This window comes from Cellvibrio zantedeschiae, assembly GCF_014652535.1.
Classification (GTDB): domain Bacteria; phylum Pseudomonadota; class Gammaproteobacteria; order Pseudomonadales; family Cellvibrionaceae; genus Cellvibrio; species Cellvibrio zantedeschiae.
This window is the reverse complement of sequence record NZ_BMYZ01000002.1, coordinates 436,390-456,247: the sequence shown is the minus strand read 5'-3', so window position 1 is coordinate 456,247 and position 19,858 is coordinate 436,390. Positions and strand designations below refer to the sequence as shown.

General features: G+C 46.7%; 18 protein-coding genes. 10 read left to right on the top strand and 8 right to left on the bottom strand.

Annotated elements, in window-relative coordinates; translation table 11 throughout:
- Nucleotides 1-54: 54 nt before the first annotated feature.
- From IE104_RS12755 to IE104_RS12740, 4 genes are all read left to right on the top strand, one after another.
- Complete coding sequence (locus IE104_RS12755) at nt 55-3,162, top strand: efflux RND transporter permease subunit (RefSeq protein WP_189419131.1); 3,108 nt, start codon at nt 55-57, stop codon at nt 3,160-3,162.
- Between the two features lie 58 nt (nt 3,163-3,220).
- Nucleotides 3,221-3,550, top strand: coding sequence for a P-II family nitrogen regulator (locus tag IE104_RS12750; protein ID WP_189419130.1), 330 nt, complete (start codon nt 3,221-3,223; stop codon nt 3,548-3,550).
- 32 nt (nt 3,551-3,582) lie between these two features.
- Nucleotides 3,583-4,017, top strand: coding sequence for a hypothetical protein (locus tag IE104_RS12745; RefSeq protein WP_189419128.1), 435 nt, complete (start codon nt 3,583-3,585; stop codon nt 4,015-4,017).
- 71 nt (nt 4,018-4,088) lie between these two features.
- Nucleotides 4,089-6,131 (top strand): heavy metal translocating P-type ATPase, encoded by a 2,043-nt coding sequence (locus tag IE104_RS12740; protein WP_189419126.1) that lies wholly within the window; start codon nt 4,089-4,091, stop codon nt 6,129-6,131.
- 313 nt (nt 6,132-6,444) lie between these two features.
- Here the strand turns inward: IE104_RS12740 and IE104_RS12735 are convergent, their stop codons facing one another.
- On the bottom strand, nt 6,445-7,185 hold the full coding sequence (locus IE104_RS12735; protein WP_189419125.1) for an SOS response-associated peptidase: 741 nt from the start codon (nt 7,183-7,185) through the stop codon (nt 6,445-6,447).
- 201 nt (nt 7,186-7,386) lie between these two features.
- Between IE104_RS12735 and IE104_RS12730 the strand changes: the two genes are divergently transcribed.
- The 5 genes from IE104_RS12730 to IE104_RS12710 all read left to right on the top strand — a co-directional run bounded on the left by IE104_RS12730 (nt 7,387) and on the right by IE104_RS12710 (nt 13,823).
- Complete coding sequence (locus IE104_RS12730) at nt 7,387-8,142, top strand: diguanylate cyclase (protein ID WP_189419123.1); 756 nt, start codon at nt 7,387-7,389, stop codon at nt 8,140-8,142.
- The gene (locus IE104_RS12725) at nt 8,139-9,635 is read left to right on the top strand and encodes a Y-family DNA polymerase (RefSeq protein WP_189419121.1); all 1,497 of its coding nucleotides are present in this window, start codon (nt 8,139-8,141) and stop codon (nt 9,633-9,635) included. The genes IE104_RS12730 and IE104_RS12725 overlap by 4 nt, the downstream gene beginning before the upstream one ends.
- 4 nt (nt 9,636-9,639) lie before the next feature.
- On the top strand, nt 9,640-12,747 hold the full coding sequence (locus tag IE104_RS12720) for an error-prone DNA polymerase (protein WP_189419119.1): 3,108 nt from the start codon (nt 9,640-9,642) through the stop codon (nt 12,745-12,747).
- A 53-nt stretch (nt 12,748-12,800) separates the two neighbouring features.
- Nucleotides 12,801-13,499: a DUF6710 family protein gene (locus tag IE104_RS12715; protein ID WP_189419117.1), complete on the top strand. Its 699-nt coding sequence runs from the start codon at nt 12,801-12,803 to the stop codon at nt 13,497-13,499.
- 78 nt (nt 13,500-13,577) lie between these two features.
- Nucleotides 13,578-13,823: a hypothetical protein gene (locus tag IE104_RS12710; protein ID WP_189419116.1), complete on the top strand. Its 246-nt coding sequence runs from the start codon at nt 13,578-13,580 to the stop codon at nt 13,821-13,823.
- An 80-nt stretch (nt 13,824-13,903) separates the two neighbouring features.
- On the opposite strand, the gene IE104_RS12705 is transcribed toward IE104_RS12710, so the two are convergent.
- Nucleotides 13,904-14,398: a hypothetical protein gene (locus IE104_RS12705; protein WP_189419114.1), complete on the bottom strand. Its 495-nt coding sequence runs from the start codon at nt 14,396-14,398 to the stop codon at nt 13,904-13,906.
- Nucleotides 14,399-14,764: 366 nt separating this feature from the next.
- Here IE104_RS12705 and IE104_RS12700 point away from each other — a divergent pair, with 366 nt between their 5' ends.
- Nucleotides 14,765-15,007: a hypothetical protein gene (locus IE104_RS12700; protein WP_189419112.1), complete on the top strand. Its 243-nt coding sequence runs from the start codon at nt 14,765-14,767 to the stop codon at nt 15,005-15,007.
- Nucleotides 15,008-15,038: 31 nt separating this feature from the next.
- On the opposite strand, the gene IE104_RS12695 is transcribed toward IE104_RS12700, so the two are convergent.
- Genes IE104_RS12695 through IE104_RS12670 form a run of 6 tightly spaced genes read right to left on the bottom strand, consistent with a single transcriptional unit; the run spans nt 15,039 to nt 19,857 of the window.
- Nucleotides 15,039-16,589 carry a conjugal transfer protein TraG N-terminal domain-containing protein gene (locus tag IE104_RS12695; RefSeq protein ID WP_189419110.1) on the bottom strand — a complete coding sequence of 517 codons (1,551 nt, stop codon included), beginning with the start codon at nt 16,587-16,589 and terminating at the stop codon, nt 15,039-15,041.
- A 10-nt stretch (nt 16,590-16,599) separates the two neighbouring features.
- Nucleotides 16,600-16,944, bottom strand: coding sequence for a hypothetical protein (locus IE104_RS12690; protein ID WP_189419108.1), 345 nt, complete (start codon nt 16,942-16,944; stop codon nt 16,600-16,602).
- Nucleotides 16,934-18,271, bottom strand: coding sequence for an integrating conjugative element protein (locus IE104_RS12685; RefSeq protein ID WP_189419106.1), 1,338 nt, complete (start codon nt 18,269-18,271; stop codon nt 16,934-16,936). The genes IE104_RS12690 and IE104_RS12685 overlap by 11 nt, the downstream gene beginning before the upstream one ends.
- 5 nt (nt 18,272-18,276) lie before the next feature.
- Entirely contained in the window at nt 18,277-19,230 is a 954-nt protein-coding gene (locus IE104_RS12680) for a TIGR03756 family integrating conjugative element protein (RefSeq protein WP_189419105.1), read from the bottom strand.
- Nucleotides 19,214-19,657, bottom strand: a complete 444-nt coding sequence (locus IE104_RS12675) for a DUF1525 domain-containing protein (protein ID WP_189419103.1) — start codon at nt 19,655-19,657, stop codon at nt 19,214-19,216. Before IE104_RS12675 ends, IE104_RS12680 begins: the two co-directional genes overlap by 17 nt.
- Nucleotides 19,658-19,662: 5 nt before the next feature.
- Nucleotides 19,663-19,857 (bottom strand): hypothetical protein, encoded by a 195-nt coding sequence (locus IE104_RS12670; protein ID WP_189419102.1) that lies wholly within the window; start codon nt 19,855-19,857, stop codon nt 19,663-19,665.
- Nucleotide 19,858 lies beyond the last annotated feature (1 nt).

Here is a 19,858-nt window from a genome sequence, read left to right as displayed (position 1 = left end):
CTGCATCGTTTTTAATTCAAGCGCAAGTGAAATAATTTCCAAGGAGACATCATCATGATTGATGCACTCCTTAAATTTTCCATTGCACGCCGATGGTTAGTATTATTTTTAGTGTTAGTGGTTGCCGCTATCGGACTCTGGAATTACCAGCGTTTACCGATTGATGCAGTACCCGATATCACTAACGTACAAGTGCAAATCAATACTGAAGCACCCGGATATTCACCGCTGGAAGTTGAGCAACGTATTACCTATTTGGTGGAAGTGGCTATTGCCGGTTTACCGAATGTGGAAGAAACACGTTCACTGTCTCGTTATGCGTTATCGCAAGTCACCGTTGTGTTTAAAGACGGTACGGACATTTATTTTGCGCGTAATCTTATCAACGAACGCTTGCAGCAAGCAAAAAGCCAAATGCCGCAAGGTATTGAACCCGGCATGGGGCCGGTGGCTACCGGCTTAGGTGAGATTTTCCATTACGCGGTACACGCTGATAATAAAGCGCGTCAATCCAATGGCCAAGCCTACGATGCAACCGCATTGCGTACCTTGCAAGATTGGGTGATTCGTCCGCAATTGCGACTGGTACCAGGCGTAACAGAAATCAACACCATTGGTGGTTATGAAAAGCAATTTCATATCACACCGAACCCTGCAAAATTATTGGCTTACGGCGTTACTTTTGAGCATGTGGTTGAAGCGCTCAAGAAAAATAATGTCAGTGTCGGCGCAGGTTATATCGAAAAAAACGGCGAGCAATATTTAATTCGCGCGCCGGGTCAGGTCAGTGATATTCCTTCCATCGAGCAAATTATTCTGGCGCATCGCGGCAAGTTACCCGTGACGATTCGCGATGTAGCGGAAGTCAGTTTTGGTAAACAATTACGCACCGGCGCTGCTACACGCGATGGTGAAGAAACTGTATTAGGTACGGCGGTCATGCTGCTCGGTGGCAATAGCCGAACTGTATCTGAAGCTGTGTCCGCCAAGCTCGTGGAAATTAATAAAACCCTTCCACAAGGTGTAACGGCTGAACCGGTTTACGACCGCACGATTCTTGTGAATAAAACCATTGCAACTGTGCAAAAGAATTTACTCGAAGGTGCGATTCTGGTTGTGATCGTGTTGTTGGCCATGCTCGGTAATGTGCGCGCAGCGTTACTGACGGCCATGGTAATTCCACTGTCGATGTTGATGTTAATGACCGGCATGGTACACGCAAAAGTCAGCGCAAATTTAATGAGTTTAGGCGCATTGGATTTTGGTCTGATTGTGGACGGTGCGGTCATCATTGTTGAAAACTGCATTATGCGGCTAGCGGGACGACAACATCATTTAAACCGAAACTTAAATTTGGATGAGCGTTTTCAAGTCGTCTTCAGTGCAACACGCGAAGTCTTTACGCCGAGTTTAATCAGCGTGCTTGTCGTGATTCTGGTGAACTTACCGATCCTTGCGCTCACGGGTGTCGAAGGAAAAATGTTCGCACCTATGGCCACAACGGTAATTATGGCATTGATCGCGGCATTGATCTTGTCACTGACATTTGTACCTGCGGCGGTAGCGCTGTTGCTAACAGGTCACATCGAAGAAAAAGACAATATTGTCGTGCGCAAAGCCAAACAGGGATACACCCGCGTTCTCGATATTGCATTGCGTTTGCGCTTACCGATTCTCGGTGGTGCTGTGGTCTTTATTCTGCTCTCCGGTTTTATTGCGACACGCATGGGCACAGAATTTATTCCTAATCTCGATGAAGGCGATGTTGCTGTGCAAGCGTTGCGCATTCCTGGCACCAGCTTAACCCAATCTCTGGAGATGCAATTTCAAGTTGAGCACGCGGTCATGCAAGTGCCGGAAGTGAAAACGTTCTTTGCACGTGTGGGTACTGCTGAAGTCGCGAGCGATCCCATGGGGCCGAATATTTCGGACGGCTATGTGATGCTGAAAGATAAAAAGGATTGGCCTGAACCGCATAGATCCAAACCAGAAATTTTGGAAGATATCGAAGCAAAGCTGGCTCAAGTACCGGGCAATGCGTACGAAATCAGCCAGCCCATTCAACTGCGCTTTAATGAATTAATTTCCGGTGTGCGCTCTGACCTCGGCATTAAAATTTATGGCGATGACCTTGAGCAGTTGCTCGCATCCGGTAATCAAATTGCCGCTGTGCTGAACGGTATCAAAGGTGCTGATGGTGTGAAGGTTGAGCAAGTGGATGGCTTGCCCATTTTATCGGTGGAAGCCATTCGTCCAGCGTTACTGCGTTATGGATTGAACATGACCGATGTGCAGGAAACTTTGTCGATTGCCACCGGTGGTGAAGATGCCGGGCAAATTTTTGATGGCGATAAACGCTTTGATATTGTGGTGCGTTTGCCGGAAAAATTGCGCAACGATCTTACGGCATTGGCTCGTTTGCCAATCCCATTGGATGAAGGTGGCTATGTTCCGCTGGGTGAAGTTGCGAAATTAAATATTGCTCCTGGAGCCAACCAAATCAGCCGTGAAAATGGCAAGCGCCGTTTGGTAGTAAGTGCCAATGTGAAAGATCGCGATTTAGGTGGTTTTGTTACTGAGGTTCAACAAAAAATTGAACAGCAAGTCAAATTGCCGCCCGGTTATTGGGTGCATTACGGAGGCACCTTCGAGCAGCTGCAATCGGCTTCAAAACGATTGACCTTACTCGTGCCCATGACACTGCTGGCGATTTTTGCATTGCTGATGATGACCTTTGGTTCTGCAAAAGATGCTGCGTTGGTATTTAGTGGCGTGCCTCTGGCACTCACGGGTGGCGTGATTTCATTGTGGATTTGCGGCATTCCATTATCGATTACCGCAGGTGTTGGTTTTATCACTTTATCCGGTGTGGCGGTGCTCACTGGCGTGATGATGGTGTCTGCGTTTCGCGATGGCTTGCAGCAAGGCCAAAGCATCGACACAGCGATTAGCGAAGGTGCAATGATGCGGTTGCGTCCGATCCTGATGGTTGCTCTGGTAGCTGCACTCGGATTCTTACCCATGGCGTTAAACACCGGTACCGGTGCCGAAGTGCAACGGCCACTCGCGACCGTCGTCATTGGCGGCATTATTTCATCCACCTTGTTAACACTGCTGGTATTACCAGGGCTTTATCGCATGGCGTATCGCTCCAAACACTAACCATCACCTCCAACCGTTTGCGTCAAGGCAAACGGTTGGCTTACGAGGCGTAAAGATCATGAAATTAATCACAGCGTTTTTACATCATGTGAAAGTCAATGCGGTAGTGGATGCGTTAAACGATGCAGGTTATCGCAATCTTATTTTACAAGACGTGCGCGGGACACTGACGCCGCTCGATGAATTTGAGCGCGTGTATTCAGCGGAAGCAAGGCTCGTTATTTCTGAAGCAAAATTATCCATTGCGTGCGATGACAATGAAGTGGACACCATTGCAAACATCATTCGATTAGCCGGAAAAATTGGCGATGGTATTTCGGGCTGGGTGTATGTGAGTGCGATTGAACAAGCGCTGCCGATTGGCGGTGATGTCATCCAAACTCAATAACCGATTCATTTTTTTACCACGAGGACATCACTATGAAAAATTCAGTTAGCTGGTTATTGATCCCGGTGCTGTGCCTCGCGGGTTGCGGTGTGACGCCTGCAAAATATATCTTTGAAGCTGATTATCCCGACACCAAACACGTAACATTTCACTTCACGACAACGCGGGAAAAAAATGGCACAACCGTGCTTCAGGGTAGTTTATTTCACAAGCCTCTTAAGCACGTACGTGAATCAGGTCATGTGGATATTGCGGTATACAATCCTGCGGGTGAATTGGTATTGCAAACCACCGCGAACTATCAAACACCCATTAACCCTGCCTATGCTTGGTCTAAAACGGGTGTTCGATTTTTAGCACCACTATCGCTGGTTCCACCGGCTGGCAGCACTATTAAAATGGCATTTCATGTCGATAAAGAATGGCCAAAAACACGGGAGCCACACGGTGCGAATATTGCGCTCTAGCGACCAAAACACCTTGCGAATTTACATAGCAATGCAACCGTTGCAACACACGAATTATTGAGGATGAAAGAATGGAACATCAACACCGTTATGATGAGCATGGCAAACAGTTATGCTGTACTGAAGAAGAAAAAATCAATAAATGTGCGGACGATGCTATACAAAAAAAATCAACATCTGCATCAAGCTGTTGCGGTCATGACGATCACAATGAACATGCTGATGACGACCATGATGAACACGACCACAGCCAAGGCGATACGAATATCTTTTTGCGTCCGGCGATAAGTTTTATCGCATTAGTCGTTGCACTGATTTTGGATCATTATTTTCTATCCACCTGGTTTCAAGGCTGGGTTCGCGCAATCTGGTATGTAGCAGCCTATTTACCTGTGGGTTTGCCCGTTTTAAAAGAAGCAGTGGAAAGTATTCGCAACGGCGAAATTTTCTCAGAATTTTTATTGATGAGTATTGCTACCGTGGGCGCATTCGCAATTGGCCAATACCCCGAGGGTGTTGCGGTCATGCTTTTTTATTCTGTGGGTGAAGTGTTTCAAATGCTGGCGGTCAAGCGCGCAAAACTCAACATCAAAACACTGCTCGACCAACGTCCCGATGAAGTCACCGTTGTAGAAAATAATCAAGCAATTACCCGCAAGGCAGAAGCTGTCAATATTGGTGACATTATTCAATTAAAAGCGGGTGAAAAATTAGGATTGGATGGTGAATTATTATCGGACACAGCCTCGTTTAATACCGCTGCATTAACGGGCGAAAGCAAACCGGACACCAAAGCAAAGGGTGAAACCGTGTTAGCCGGAATGATTAACTTAAATGCAGTCTCGCAAGTAAAAGTAACCACGGCATACACCGATAGTAAACTGTCTAAAATTTTGGAGCTGGTACAAAATGCCTCCTCACAAAAAGCACCGACCGAATTATTTATCCGAAAATTTGCAAAAATTTATACGCCGATTGTGGTTGCACTTGCGCTCGCCATTTGTGTTCTTCCGTATTTTTTTGTTGAGCAATATGTGTTTAGTCAGTGGCTATACCGGGCATTAATTTTTCTGGTAATTTCGTGTCCCTGTGCGTTAGTGATTAGTATTCCGTTAGGCTATTTCGGTGGTATCGGTGCTGCCAGTCGAAATGGCATTCTGTTCAAAGGCAGTAATTTTTTAGACAGTATTGCCACCATTCAACATGTGATCATGGACAAGACCGGCACCATGACCGAAGGCGTGTTTAAGGTACAAAAAACTAATTTGAAACCCGATATCGATGAAGGCTATCTCCTGAAAATAGTGAACAAACTGGAGAGTCAAAGCACGCATCCTGTTGCAACCGCCATTCATGAGTTTGTGGGTGACATCGATAATTCAATAGTTCTGACGAATGTTGAAGAAATATCTGGTCATGGACTCAAAGCCACAATAGATGGCAAAGAATTATTAGTCGGTAATTTCAAGCTGCTCGATAAATTCAACATTCCTTACGATATCGATCCTAACTCCATTGTCTACACGGTTATCGCTATCGCCTACGACAAGAAATTTGCAGGCTTTCTCACTATTGCTGACAGCATTAAAGAGGATGCACAAACAACTGTTGATGCACTTAAAAAGTTGGGCATCAAGATTACTATGCTCAGTGGTGATAAAAGTTCCGTCGTAAAATTTGTTGCCGATAAACTCGGCATTACCAATGCCTTCAGTGATTTGTTGCCGGAAGATAAAGTCAAAAAAGTTCAGGAAGCCAAATCGCAAAACAACACCGTGGCCTTTGTGGGTGATGGTGTGAATGATGCGCCTGTCGTTGCGTTAAGTGATGTGGGCATCGCGATGGGCGGTCTGGGCAGCGATGCAACAATAGAAACCGCTGACGTCGTTATTCAAGATGACAAGCCCAGTAAAATTGCCATGGCAATTAACATAGGCAAGCAAACCAAAAAAATCGTGTGGCAGAATATTACGCTCGCCTTTGTGGTAAAAGCCATCGTCTTGATTTTAGGTGCAGGCGGTTTAGCCACCATGTGGGAAGCTGTGTTTGCGGATGTAGGTGTTGCGTTACTGGCCATTCTTAACGCAGTGAGAATTCAGCGGATGCGATTTTAAACATGAGGTCGTCCAAGCGGAAAACAGTCACGAAGCCTTCAACCAAAAAGGTGTTTACCTCAGCACCGGTTGTTTTCATACTAGTGCTTCTCTTGGGTTTATTTTTGATTGATCTATATAAAGTGTTTAATGCAACATCTACCCTAGGAGATCACAGGCACTCACATTCCAGGATAATACCTCTTAAATGAATTGTGATTGAGATTTGGGCATTTTGCGAATTACATTGGCAAGCGGCAGCACAAATCTCACAGAGTGCTCGCGCATTGCAGTCACTACAAATGACGAGTTAAATGTTTATTCCACGCTATCACTAAAACAGAGACGACTGAGTGCTGGTAATATTTAGTTCGCGCTCAACAAAAGACACATCAATTTTCTTTTTAGCATCGTTAATTTCTGGAGAAACAGCCCTAATACGTAAAGGTAAGCTGCTGCCCTCAAGTGCCTTTAGCAATCCTGGGGCGTCATCGGTTGACGCCATCCATTCCCGGGCCTGCTCTCTCGTTAACGACAACGGCATTCGCGAGTGGTATGGGGCGAACGCTTCATTCGCTGGCTGCGTAATGATGGCAAAACTACATACCTGGTCGCGCCACACATCCCAAATACCCGCTGCAATCATAGGTTGGTCTATACAATCAGCGTAATATGGAAGCTTGTTTTTAATCGTCTTTGTCTTGATCTTGCCTGCTTTTGTGATGCCCGTTTCGATAATTTTCACTTCAGTTTGCCACTCGACAAATCCAGCCATCAGCGCAATGCCCCGGCGATATCGCAGAGGTGCGCCAAAAGCTCGACTGGTGGCAGTGTCTTCAATCCGGGAGTTGTGAGTGGCATACGACCACGGCGGCGGAGTGGGAAGTCCCCCAGGGTGTAACGACCAGCGCATCATGCTCGCCTGAAAGCGACCGTCCTCTCCGGGGTAGAGAAACGGAAGCTGTTCAGTAGGGGCCGCGTTGTTCAGTATCGGCAAAACCAAATCGAAAACCTCAAAGGCCTCCAGAAGCTGCTCCAGAGTTGGGGTAGGCTTTACCCAAATTCTTCCACACATGGTTTACCCCCTCGAATCGGTTATAAGCCGCTATCTCTGCGGTTTTACGGATGGTTCGCTTGTCTTCGTTCATTGGGTTTTAATCACGCTCTAATGCAAGCATAGACGGCGTAGTGGTCAAAACGTTCTAAAGCAAATCTTGACCTACATTAGGTAGGTCGGCCTATACTGTATATAAACACAGTTAACATTGCGAGCACCATGGATTCCCTACCCCCCGACATTGACAGCCGCGTTAGCCTGGAGCAGATCATGCTCCGGGGTGACACGTGGCGCGGGGAATTCCCGGCAGCTGTAGAATCTTCTGGATTTGATACTGGATATCCAGCGCTTAACGATGCCTTGGTAACTGGTGGCTGGCCAGCAAAAGCACTTATTGAAGTTTGCCAGCAAGGTTTCACTCAGCATGAGTGGTATTTATTTACGCCAGCCCTGCGCGAATCCGATGGTTTGATAGTACTGCTAAACCCTCCACTCGTGCCCTTTGCTCACAGCCTAATCATCGCCGGTGTGGATATGGAGCGTGTTCGCATAGTTCGCTCATCCAGAGCCGAGGATTTCATTTCCAGTTTCGTTGAGCTTTGTCGCACACCAGCATGTGGGATATTACTCGCCTGGCCACAGGATCTGCGTCTCACCTACACGGATTTACGCAAATGTTTACTTGCCGCCCACGAAGGGGATGGCCTGTATACCCTATTCCGATCCTCCGCATCACAGCAGGAATCATCACCAGCGAGTCTACGTGTTTTGGTCGGCGCTCAAGCCGACGGCATAGTCGCAAATATCTTTAAGCAGCGCGGAATGCTGCAGGGAGACAAGCTAGTTAAGTTACCCCTGCCCTCTAACACCGAAGCGGTATTACCTTACCATTTGCTTGATCTGTACGAGTCGGACGGCACAGGCCTGCGACCAAAACCCAAAGCGCCGGTATTTTCAATACGGGGGCGAAAGTGAAATTATGGTTTTCATTTCGCCTGATCGATGCACCTTTCGCTGCCCTGGGAATTAATACCTCTCCCTCTTCAGTAATCATCGAGCGGCACCGCGTTATTTGGGTAAGCCCTGAGGCCGAAGCAGCTGGTGCTGAGATCGGCATGGATATTACAACGGCCCAAACCTTAAGCGACTGTGAATTCGTGGAGCGCGACCGCGCGCTCGAAGAGGAATTCCTGCAGCGCCAGGCGGAGGCCTTGTATGTCATAACACCCCATATCACTTTTATCACCTCAACCACAGTTACACATTTGGGATTGACGCTAGAGGTATCTACATGCCTGCAGCTCTTCGGTGGAGCGAAAGCAATCCAGGAGCAAGCACTTCAGATTTTCGCGAACGGACAGCATCGGGTCGAGTTTGGCATGGCACACACAGCGGAAGCGGCCTGGTTACTAACCTATGCAGATGCTGAGTATTCGTTTCACGAAAGCAAAGATGATTTTATTCATCTGCTAAACCAGCTGCCAGTTGAGCTGCTTTATGAATTTCCAAAACAAGTTGAAGCATTGGAAAAGACCGGATTCTTTATTTTGGGCGATATCGCTCATCAAATTGAGCGACAAAGTATCGCTGGAATCAGGAAACGATTTGGACAGGCTTTTACTGACTACCTGTGCCGTATGTTTGGCATTGATCTGGATTTCCAACAAGGAAGTTTATTTTCTGTTCCTGTTGCCACCTATAAGCCGGCTGAGCACTTTTCGACGTTCGTGCAATTTGAATACCCCACAAGCTCGACGGCATTGATGGAGTGGCCGGTTGAGAATTTATTGCAAAAGCTCTCGGATTATTTGCGCAAAAACCAACTGGAAACACAGCACATCGAATGGACCTTGAGTGATATTTATAAAACACATGAATACATAAAAGTGTTTGCCGACATTCCGCAAAGTCACTGGGAATTATTTTACGATCTCACAATGATCCAATTGGAACATAGGCAATTTTCTTTTGAGGTGGACATACTTACTCTCACCTGCGAACACACTGCACGATTGCAGAGCCGTGGCCAGGTACTCAATTTTGATTTAGCTCGTAGAAGCCGAAATCTGAATCAGGATTTTTCGATTACCGCTGCCAAGCTAAAAGCGAGATTGGGGGATGATGCTGTCTATAAGTTGAGTTACAAACGAGCGATTGCTCCGGAGTTAAGTCAGGAAAAAATTCCACTTGCAACTCCTTGCAACCAGGAAGTGCCGGAGGAGCTCACAGATGTACCGCGCCCGACCTGGTTGATTCCAGACCCGGTACCTATCGAAGAGAGAAAGAAAGGCCTGTATTGGCGGGGCTACCTCAACCTGGGGACTGGGCCCGAACGAATACACGGCGATTGGCTGGGCACTACCATTGCGCGGGATTATTTTGTTGCTACTAGGCATGATCATGTCCGGCTTTGGGTTTTTAAAGATCTGAAAACCAAAACCTGGTTTGTACACGGCATATTCGGGTGATGCCATGGCTTACGCTCACCTACACACCATCACCAATTTTACGTTTTTAACCGGCGCATCTCATCCACCTGAATACATCGAGCGCGCTGCTGAGCTGGGCTATGACGCACTGGCCATCACCGACGAATGTTCACTCGCCGGTGTGGTGAAAGCGTTTGTGGCCGCCGAAGAATTAAATTTTAAATTAATTGTTGGAAGTCGATTCACCTTAAGCAATGGCATGCGGTTGATCGCTATAGCTCCATCAAAAAAAGCTTATGGTGAACTCTCCGGATTTATCACACTCGCTCGTCGCCGGTCTTCCAAAGGTGAATACGAAGCACATTTCGACGATCTTCGCTTTCGCCTGCAACATTGTTTAATCATTTGGCTCGGACAAATCCACGGCGTTGATATCGCTCCTGAGGAAATCGCAGACGAATTGAACAATGCGTTTAAGGGTAGGCTATGGATTGGTATCAATCATCAGTTGCACGGTGGTGAGCAAAAGCGCTTTCTTCGATGGCTACAACTGAGTCGCTCTAGACAGATACCAATGGTTGCGTGCGGCGAAGCACTCATGCACTGCAAAAGTCGAAAGCCGCTCCAGGATGTACTGACGGCCATCCGGTTAAACACATCTATTCCCGATCTAGGTGGCAACGTTATTTTAAACGGTGAGGCTTACCTAAAATCAGAAGAGCAACTGAGTTTGCTTTATCCGGAGTCGCTTCTCGAAGAGTCGACAGTCATAGCGGATTTGTGCAATTTTTCGATGACCGAGTTGCGCTACCAATATCCCAGGGAACTCGTACCCGAAGGCCTTACACCCATAGCGCATTTGCGTAACCTGGTGGAACTGGGCAAACGCGATCGCTGGCCTGCAGGGGCACCCTCCCACATTGAAGAGCTAATCGAAAAGGAATTCGAATTAGTCGAAGAACTTTCATACGAATATTATTTTTTAACAGTACACGACATTGTGCGGTTCGCTCGTGAAAATAATATTCTCTGCCAGGGGCGAGGATCAGCCGCCAATTCCGTTATCTGCTATTGCCTGTTTATCACGGAGATTGCGCCGGGCCAAATCAATGTTTTGTTTGAACGATTTATATCACGCGAACGAGATGAACCGCCTGATATCGACGTTGATTTTGAACATCAGCGGCGCGAAGAAGTCATCCAATATATCTACCAAAAATACGGTAGAGAAAGAGCGGCAATTGCAGCGACCGTTATCACCTACCGGCCTAAAAGTGCCGTGCGGGATGTAGGCAAAGCGTTAGGCATGGATCTCTCCTTGGTTTCTTTTATCGCGAAGAATATTACCTGGTGGGACTCTACGACTGATATCAACAAGCGCATTGAAGAACTTGGCTTACGTGGCAATAAAAAATTGCTCTCGCATTTTTTTAATTTGCTGCACCAGATTTTAGGATTTCCTCGCCACTTGTCCCAGCATGTCGGCGGTTTTGTTATCGCCCAGGATCAGGTGAGCTACCTGGTTCCCGTTGAAAACGCCAGCATGCCAGACAGGACAATCATTCAATGGGATAAAGATGACCTAGAGGCAATGCGCCTATTGAAAATTGATGTCCTGGCACTCGGAATGTTGAGCGCGCTGCGCCGAGCATTGGAGCTCGTCAATAGTTATGCTCCCGAGATTAAATCTTTAGCCAGTATTCCACGCGAAGATCCGGATACCTATGAAATGCTTTGTCATGGCGACAGCGTGGGCGTATTCCAGATTGAATCACGGGCACAAATCGCGATGCTGCCTCGCCTGCAGCCGAAATGCTTTTACGATCTCGTGGTCGAGATAGCCATCGTCAGACCGGGGCCTATACAGGGCGATATGGTACATCCCTATCTTCGCAGACGAAGTGGTCTTGAGCCGATCACATACCCTACCGACGCCGTTAAGGATGTATTGAGTCCAACCCTTGGCGTGCCGATTTTTCAAGAGCAAGTTATGAGACTCGCCATGTCATGCGCAGGCTTTACGGGTGGCAAAGCTGACCAGCTGCGCAGAGCCATGACCAATTGGGGCAAAAACTCCAAACTCCTACTTTTCCGAGACGATTTCATAAACGGGTTACTAAGCAACGGATACGATACAGAGTTCGCAGAGCGTATGTTTGAACAAGTAAAAGGATTTGGTGGCTATGGCTTCCCGGAGAGTCACAGCGCGAGCTTCGCATTGCTTTGCTACGCGTCGTCCTGGCTCAAGCGCCATCACCCAGCGGCATTCTGCTGCGCGCTGTTAAATTCCCAACCAATGGGATTTTATTCGCCGTCACAACTCATCCAGGATGCACGCCGCCATGGCGTGGCCGTATTGCCCGTCGATATCAACAAGAGTAGTTACGAAAATTCACTTGAGCGGGTACCAGCTGCTCTTGGTCAACTTTCTATCGGAATACGCTTAGGGTTTCGGGAAATTAATGGGCTGAATACCGAGGCAGCAAGCCAGATCGAGCATCACCGGGGAGCAACACTATTCGCCTCCATTGAAGAAGTTGCAAGACGCTGCGCGCTGACCTCAACAGAGCTCCAGGAGCTAGCTTCTGCGTCTGCGTTCGAATCATTAAGTGGCAATCGCTACCAAGCTCGATGGGAAGCAGCAGCAATAGCGGAGTATTCTGAGCTGCTTAATCCGGGAGAGCGATACAAAGACGACCTCTTCACCAGTGCGCCAACAGAGGCGAGAGATATATTCGACGATTTTAGGGCCTTAGGACATTCGCTGCGAGCACACCCAATGACCTTATTGCGTGACGAACGACCGTTTAATCGCTGTACCAAAAACGCGGATCTGCTTACACTCCGAAACAAAGGCTTCGTACGCATTGCAGGGCTTGTCACATGCCGCCAGCGCCCTGGTACAGCCAGCGGCACCATGTTTCTAACTCTTGAGGACGAAACCGGAGACGTAAATGTAATTGTCTGGGCTCGTACCCAAGAGGTATTCAGGAAAGTGATTTTGACAAGCAAGCTCATGGTGATCAAAGGCACCATTGAAATAGTGACCGACCATGTGAAGCGGCCCGTGGTGCATATAATTGCAGGCCACCTGGCGGATTACTCTGATCAACTCTCCCAGCTAACGATTAAAGCGAGAAATTTTCATTAAGTTTTCTCAGCTCCAAACTCAAAAACCTATAACCAACAATGGCTTTTAATTAAATGACTTTTTTAAAATCACTGCTTCGAAAAAAAGCGCCTGATGGTGAGACTGAGAACGAAAGTAATGCATTTGAAAACTTAATGATGCGAGCGAAGATTTTCGCCAATCAAAAGAATGTAGCCGCACTGGAAGATTTACAAAAACTTGTTATGCGGCCGATCCAAAGCCTTCGCATGGTAGATGTATATTTTAAGCCAGACCATAAATCTCTCGGCGTATATCACATTTGGAATGACTTTGGGCTCAACTACGTACCAGGCTTGGACAACAGTTTCATTTCTCACTTAATCGAAAATCAGATAGAAAAAGAAGATCTGCCGGTGGCGAAGCTCGGCCGTGATATTGTCTTACCTAGCGGATGGAGCCCGTCAAGCATCATGAACTCATTAGGAAGGATCGGCGAAGGTAGGAAGAGCGGCCCGTGGGAACAAGACTCAAACCATCAGCTTCATTACTGGTACCCATTAAATATTTTTTGGGTGGGCGGAGGCAACCACTCTATTACAGTTGGAATAATTTTATCAGAGGGTGTCATAAAATCCGCTGAAGGCTACGACCTCACAAAGCTTTATGAACACGTTTATTTTAATGGTCAATGTTGGATAGACACCCATAGCGGTAAAGCGATTGGCACACCGATTTACAAAGAGCTAGGGTACGTATATGAAATTGGAAGATTGATTCTGCAAGTAAAATAAATGAAAAAATTGCCTCCAGAACTGGAGGAATATTACTTAACTTACAAAAAACTCAGGATTTTAAGACCGGAGCGTTAAATGCTAACAAACGAAAACTTTTCAATTCGAATGGACGAAACCCATGGCGATGAAGTATGGCTGGTTTATTTGGATGGAGAGCTCATAATTTCCTGCTCATCGGAAGATGAAGCTTTAGAATTTATTGAGTTCATAGAAGCACTGGAACTACGGAAGGAAACTCTCAAAAAATATTTAGACAAATTTATCGAGGAATTTGATGAAAAACTGAAGAGCCAAAAAGTGACCAAAATGTCCATGTCATGAAAATAATGAGGCATTGGCCAGAAAAAAAGCGGGGCCACCAGACCTCGCTTTATAATTGGAAATATAACTTTCGAGATACTCTATTTTCTGATTGATGGTGGAAAATAAAGCGTCCAACAAGATCCATTCCATTTGTACCCTACTCGCTTTAATTCTCCGATAATTTTTTCAAAGTTTTGATGATTATTCCCAAGTCTAACTTTCGGAAGAGCCCAAGCATTTAAACCAGAATGCCATCTATAGCCGCTACGTCTCAATGCAGCAATCTTTTCACGAAAATGAAGCTCGTCTGAAGCAAGTGTGATGACATAGGCGGTAGGCTCATAAACCACTTCTTGAGAAAGCCTCTTTGCAGGCTTTTGCGGTATAGGCTTTTCAGGTAGCTTTTGATTTCTACCCTGAGATTTTCCACCCTTAGAAGACGATTGCTTTTTACCCGGTGTCCCGAAGAGGAAGCACACAAGCGCGAAAAGCACTGTGACGATGAATACAAAGCTAGCCCAAAAAAAACGCAAAATTGTTAACACTACACGCTTAGCAATTTGCCCTTGTGGAGTTAAAGTGATGGTGATCATGGTAGTTCTCCTGGATAAAGTTACCCTTGAGAAAAACCAACCCCAGCGGGAAGATTTTCCCGATGGGTTAAGATGAAAGAAGCTGATACTTCAGTGATGGTAAGCGCAACCTTTCGGTTTGATTCCAGCAACGCGCTTTTGGGAATCGACTACGAACAACGGCAACCGTTGACTGACTTTTTGCAGAAAAAGTTTAAACGCAGGAGAGAGTACCGTGCAACAATTTCGTCTACCTTTTAGAAACCAACGATTACTGGACGCACAATCCGACGATTCATACGCCAAAACTACTATCGGTTCATTTCGTATTCACTGGAAAGCTGCTATCCTCACACTAGAGGTTAAATTTCAAGCAAGGTAGATATCATGGCCGCCGTAACTGCATCTAAAGCTGGGATCGACTGGGGTAAAGCCCTTCGTTGGACTGCGCGCTTTATTTGGGCCACTACCCTTCTCCTGGTGAAGCTCGCCCTAATACTCTTTGCAGCGTTGGCTGCCGCTTTGCTCCGTGGTCGCAGCAGCAACGACGAACTGCGCGAAGAATACAGAGTTTCTGATCAAGCGTTCGATAGAGACTCCGCCGTAAATAAATACGCTCCTTACGAATAAAAAAGCCTCTTTTAAAGAGGCTTTTTTAATTCTAACGCTTAAACTTTTGACTTAATTTTCTAGAGCCAGCCCCGGCACCTTTCCCTGCACCGCTCATCATGCGCTCCATCCCACTCTCCAACCGTGTACCCAAATTATTTCCCACTACACCGAGCAGGGCAGAAAAGATAATTGGAAGAATAACGTACATAAATCGAATAATCCAAAGCGTTAACATCATTTCCATTGGCTGATCGCCGGTATTAAGCATGTCCAACCAGCGTCCGTCGAATAAGGCACTTAGAAGGAAGTTGTTCATCCACAACGCTAACGCAAACAGAAACGACCAAAACATTATTGAAAACTGCACAACCGTAAGCGTTACAAGTGTTGCCACATCGTACAGACTTAAAAACATCAGCAATGGGAGTACGATTACAAACAACATTAAAATACATGCCTGCACAACCGGCGCACCAGCCTTCAAAGCTTGGGCCTCCATTAGAGCAAATGCACCCTCATATGCGACTCCAACACCCGCCAGACCATTGACCCAGCCTTCGACCGAACCCCAGCCGCCATCGATGTGAGAGTTTGCAATTGGAAGCTGTGATTGCGGCGATGTTTTCGTAGGTGATGTGATCGCTGTTCGGAGCAATTGGTCATTAGCGTCTGTTGGTGAACCGAACCAGGTAGGAGATGCAGTATTCCAGTTGCTCAAATCATCGGCATTCATATTGTCCTTCACGTCCTTAAGCAAACGCACACGCAAGCCATCAGTACCATCTGACCACCATCGCTCGCAGGTTGGCCACCCCAAACCGTCCGCACCGTCAGAAACAGCGTCATCACCATGCAAAACACTGTATGAGAAAGATTGCAGCCCTTCATCTGTGCGGAAGCTGTCGTAATAGCCTGCCGTATCCATAAAGAATCGCGACCCCAACCAACTGACGTTATCGGCAATTGGCTCTTGGCTGGGTGGTATCGAAGGATGTTCACGTAGGAATTTATTTGAAGCAGGCAACCAGCACTGGTTATGAAAGTGCGCAGCCTCTTTGCGCAATGAAGGATCAGTGATAGACGATGATGCAAGGTTTGCAGACACAGTTACCAAATCCGCCCGACAAGGCAATTCAAATTTAAGACTGTTAGCAACCGCCATGTTGAGCTTGGAGAACACGTACCACCATAAAGGGGCCTGAGGTATGTGCCCTCCTAACATCGCAGCAAATCGACCGCTATCGTTATCAAGCGTGGTGCCCGATGCACCAAAATACTTTTCCGACGTGACGGCTGCCGAGGAATCGTCCGCAGGGCAACTAGCCTGGACATACTTAGTATTATCGGGATAAATATCTATAAACGGTGTTACGGCAAGAAAGAACACAGCGAGCATGGAATATAACCGAACTTCCAACGCGCGAATGATTTGCTTTGAGGAAACATTTTCTTTCTCTTGCGCATCCAGAACAGTGCCTATGGTTGCAACGACAAATGGGATTGCTCCAATACCAGTACCGGAAAATATTGCCCAGAAGCCATCATACAAACGCCATGCAAGTAGTACGGTATAAAGCTCAATCGCGGAATTAACGATCATATGAATTCCTTTAGTGCGATAGAAACGCAATAATGTTGATACCAAAAAATAATTCGTAAACAATAAATAAACGAATTAAAACAGCCCGCGCAGTTTTGATGGAATCTGGTGTAGTTTTCGGTTGAATCAACCTCATTAACCAACCGCATAGAAAATAGCAGCCCGCATAGATAGCAATACGCATCAAAATAAACCAATGCTTTACTGAATCTACACCCCCTAAGAAATCGAGAGTCTGTTCGTGGTGCCGCATTAACTCAGTTGCAATAATTATCGCTAGCCAATAGATGAGCAAAACAAGCGCGATGCATATGCAAACGCGCTTTACCCATTTCATTCCTACATTAAGGCGCATTCACACCTCCGTCGGTCATACCCTTAGACTTTGATGGTGCGGTCTTTAACTGATTTCCTGTAGGACTGTGCGAACGCGCATATTCACGTTCTGCCAAAACAGAAGTGGCGTTGTTGAGTACTTTCTTACGCACGTCGCTTTCGAACATTACGTTATCGAGCTCTTGCTCTAAACGCTTTTTCGAAAACTCAATTTCTTGCTGCGCTTCAGTATTTGCGGAAATGTTTGGCTCTTGTTCGCCCATATTAATTAAGTCACGCGCGATCAAACCCTTTTCCATGACACGGGCCAACGCAACTTCAGACGCATAGCGATTGGCTAGTATTCTTTGTTCTGCAGAAGGTGCGTCTTTGATAGCCCGGATAGTATCTTCCGTAGCAACGATCCCCATCCCAGGAACTGATAGCTTGTTGAGCATGTTGTTGGTTACTTGTGGCGACGCTAGAGCCGCATTCAAATCCTGAACAACATTTTCTTTTTCCTCCTTGTGCATGATGCGCAAGCCCTGCCCTACCTTGGTACGTAATTTTACGCACGTTTCGCAAGTACGAATTTCACGCTCACCCACTACCGAGGCCGTCCACTTCGAAGCGGCAGCGGCATTTGGAAAGACGCGAGTTATATTTCTATCGCCCTGTACGGGATCAATATTTGGATCCGGAGCCAGTGCGTTAGTCATGTGGTAATAGCCAGCCTCTACCGTATCTGCAACGGCACGAATTGGATCTTGATTAAGCCCCCCTTTTTTAACTCCACCAGCCATCACAATGCCACTATCGCCATTTGCGTCCACAACATGAGTCGGATTGTCACCAGTAGCAACCGCAGTATCCCAATTGGATGTCTTACTAACACGTATCCACCCATCGACGGGATCACGTCCATTCTTCACGTCATTACGCATATCTTGGCAATTCTTTAATGCAATTTGGTAAGAGGCCTTTGCATCAACCAACCCTTTCATCAAGAAGTCGTAAACACCCGGATAATTTTCCTGCACCTGGCTAAGCCCCCATGCAGTTAGTAATCCAGGTGCAGCAGCGACAACATCATTTGCTAGACCATAAATGCTTCGTTGTGCATCCGAAAATGTTTGTGCTATGGAGGTACGCGGATCAAAGGTACATCCACGAAATAAATTCCACTCAGCCCCCGCTGATAAATTCAAATTCGTGCGGTTACTTTGGTGATAATTGACGTAGGGATCAGATCCTCCCATAGAAAAATACCAAGTGTCCTTATCGCCATTTGGACGAACCGTTTGGGCGCTAAGGATTGGCGACAAAAGCGCCAAAATAAATATCGATAATTTTAAAATTCGACGCATGATGATCACCAATCAATTGAAAATAGAAACACCTGGCCTTTTTTGTGGCAGCAGGTATAGGGGCGCCACAGAGACCAAGCGTACTGTTCATTAAGTTTTTCGTTTTTACCGTTTGCCCAAGATGCAGAGCCTCCCATAACCCTTCCGGTTGTCGCAGGTTTCGGGTAAACCATTTGAAACTTATGCGTGCTCAACTGCCCCTCCTGAACTTGCCCAGGAGGCCAACACTTGTTGCCACAGTTCTTGCCTACCGGCATATAAACATGCGCTGCTGCAGGACTCGTTACGATGACAGCTGCTCGATGAGCATCGACGGCCGCGTTGATCGCGTCATAAGGATGAGATCCCCACCCACAGAGCGGGTAGATTTGCGCCCAATAACCAAGTGGAAAATTCGTCTTTATTTTTGGGTATCCAAGGATTGCTTGCGGATAGTAGTGTTCGACACTGGGGCTATTCCAAAACATATCGAGACCGCTTAAAAAGTATGGCATGTATGGAACTTGAACAACCGACTGGCAAAAATAATCCGACTGCGCCATACCATTAAAAATCGCCGCAGTAGGATTTCCCATGACCTCTGCATGCTTGTAATCAAGATAAGTCTCTAACGCACCATTACCCTTTTCATCCAGTGTTAGGTTTCCGTTGTTTGTTGGGTTGACGCCAGTACTCATATCGATGGGCGGCTCAGTTGTATATGTCGCCACCAACAGATCGGGAATGTAGTGAGAGACTTTGGGCGATTGCTTTACGGAACACTTGATAAATGCGCATTTAAGCCAAAAGCAGACGCCCCTAAGTTGCCAATCCATGCAATCGGTGCCACCGTTTCCACAATTCATAGTCCTGTCTACTACGTCAAACGCGTCTATTTGCCCTGTGGCAAATGAAGAAGAAACTTTTAAAGCACTGACTAGAGAAACTGCCATCAGCATTTTTTTAGTGAGCGGCTTCATCACGTCCTCCTTGTTTTAACTCAGGATGCGCGCGCCGATAGTTGTCATAGTCTCGTACGGCTACTGCTAAATCTAGAGTGCCGTAAATGACGTATCTGCCGGATTCAAAAACTATTGCGGGTACCTTTCGAATATCGTATGCCATTAATTGTTGCTGGCCACGATATGCGTCCTTCAAATTTGCGATGTGCTGTTTACCCGCAGGAGAAGCAAGCCAAGCCTTTGCCTGGATTTCTGCCAGAGTAGGATCGGCTGGAAAATCAGGTGCGCTCTCATCAAGTCGAGCAGGAAGTGACAAATCAAATACAGTGACGTTGGTGTCCGCTACACGCGCAAGCGCTACAGGGCCATCCGCAAAAATTTCAATTTTTGTTTGAGCATTTGCCTGTAAGCAAATGAGGAAAAAAAGTCCGATTATCTTTTTCATTTCGTTCACTCCATCGGTTTTGAATCAACAGTCCACGATTCTTCGTCGCGAGCGTTAACTCGCTTTGCATCAGAGGTGGCCACCATCAGCGGCCCTTGCTTACCCTCGGATACCAGGTAGAACGTGTCACCGCGCTTTACTTCTGCGACGCGACAAGGAATCCAGCCAGTTTCATGTTCAACAAAAGCTAACGTGACCATA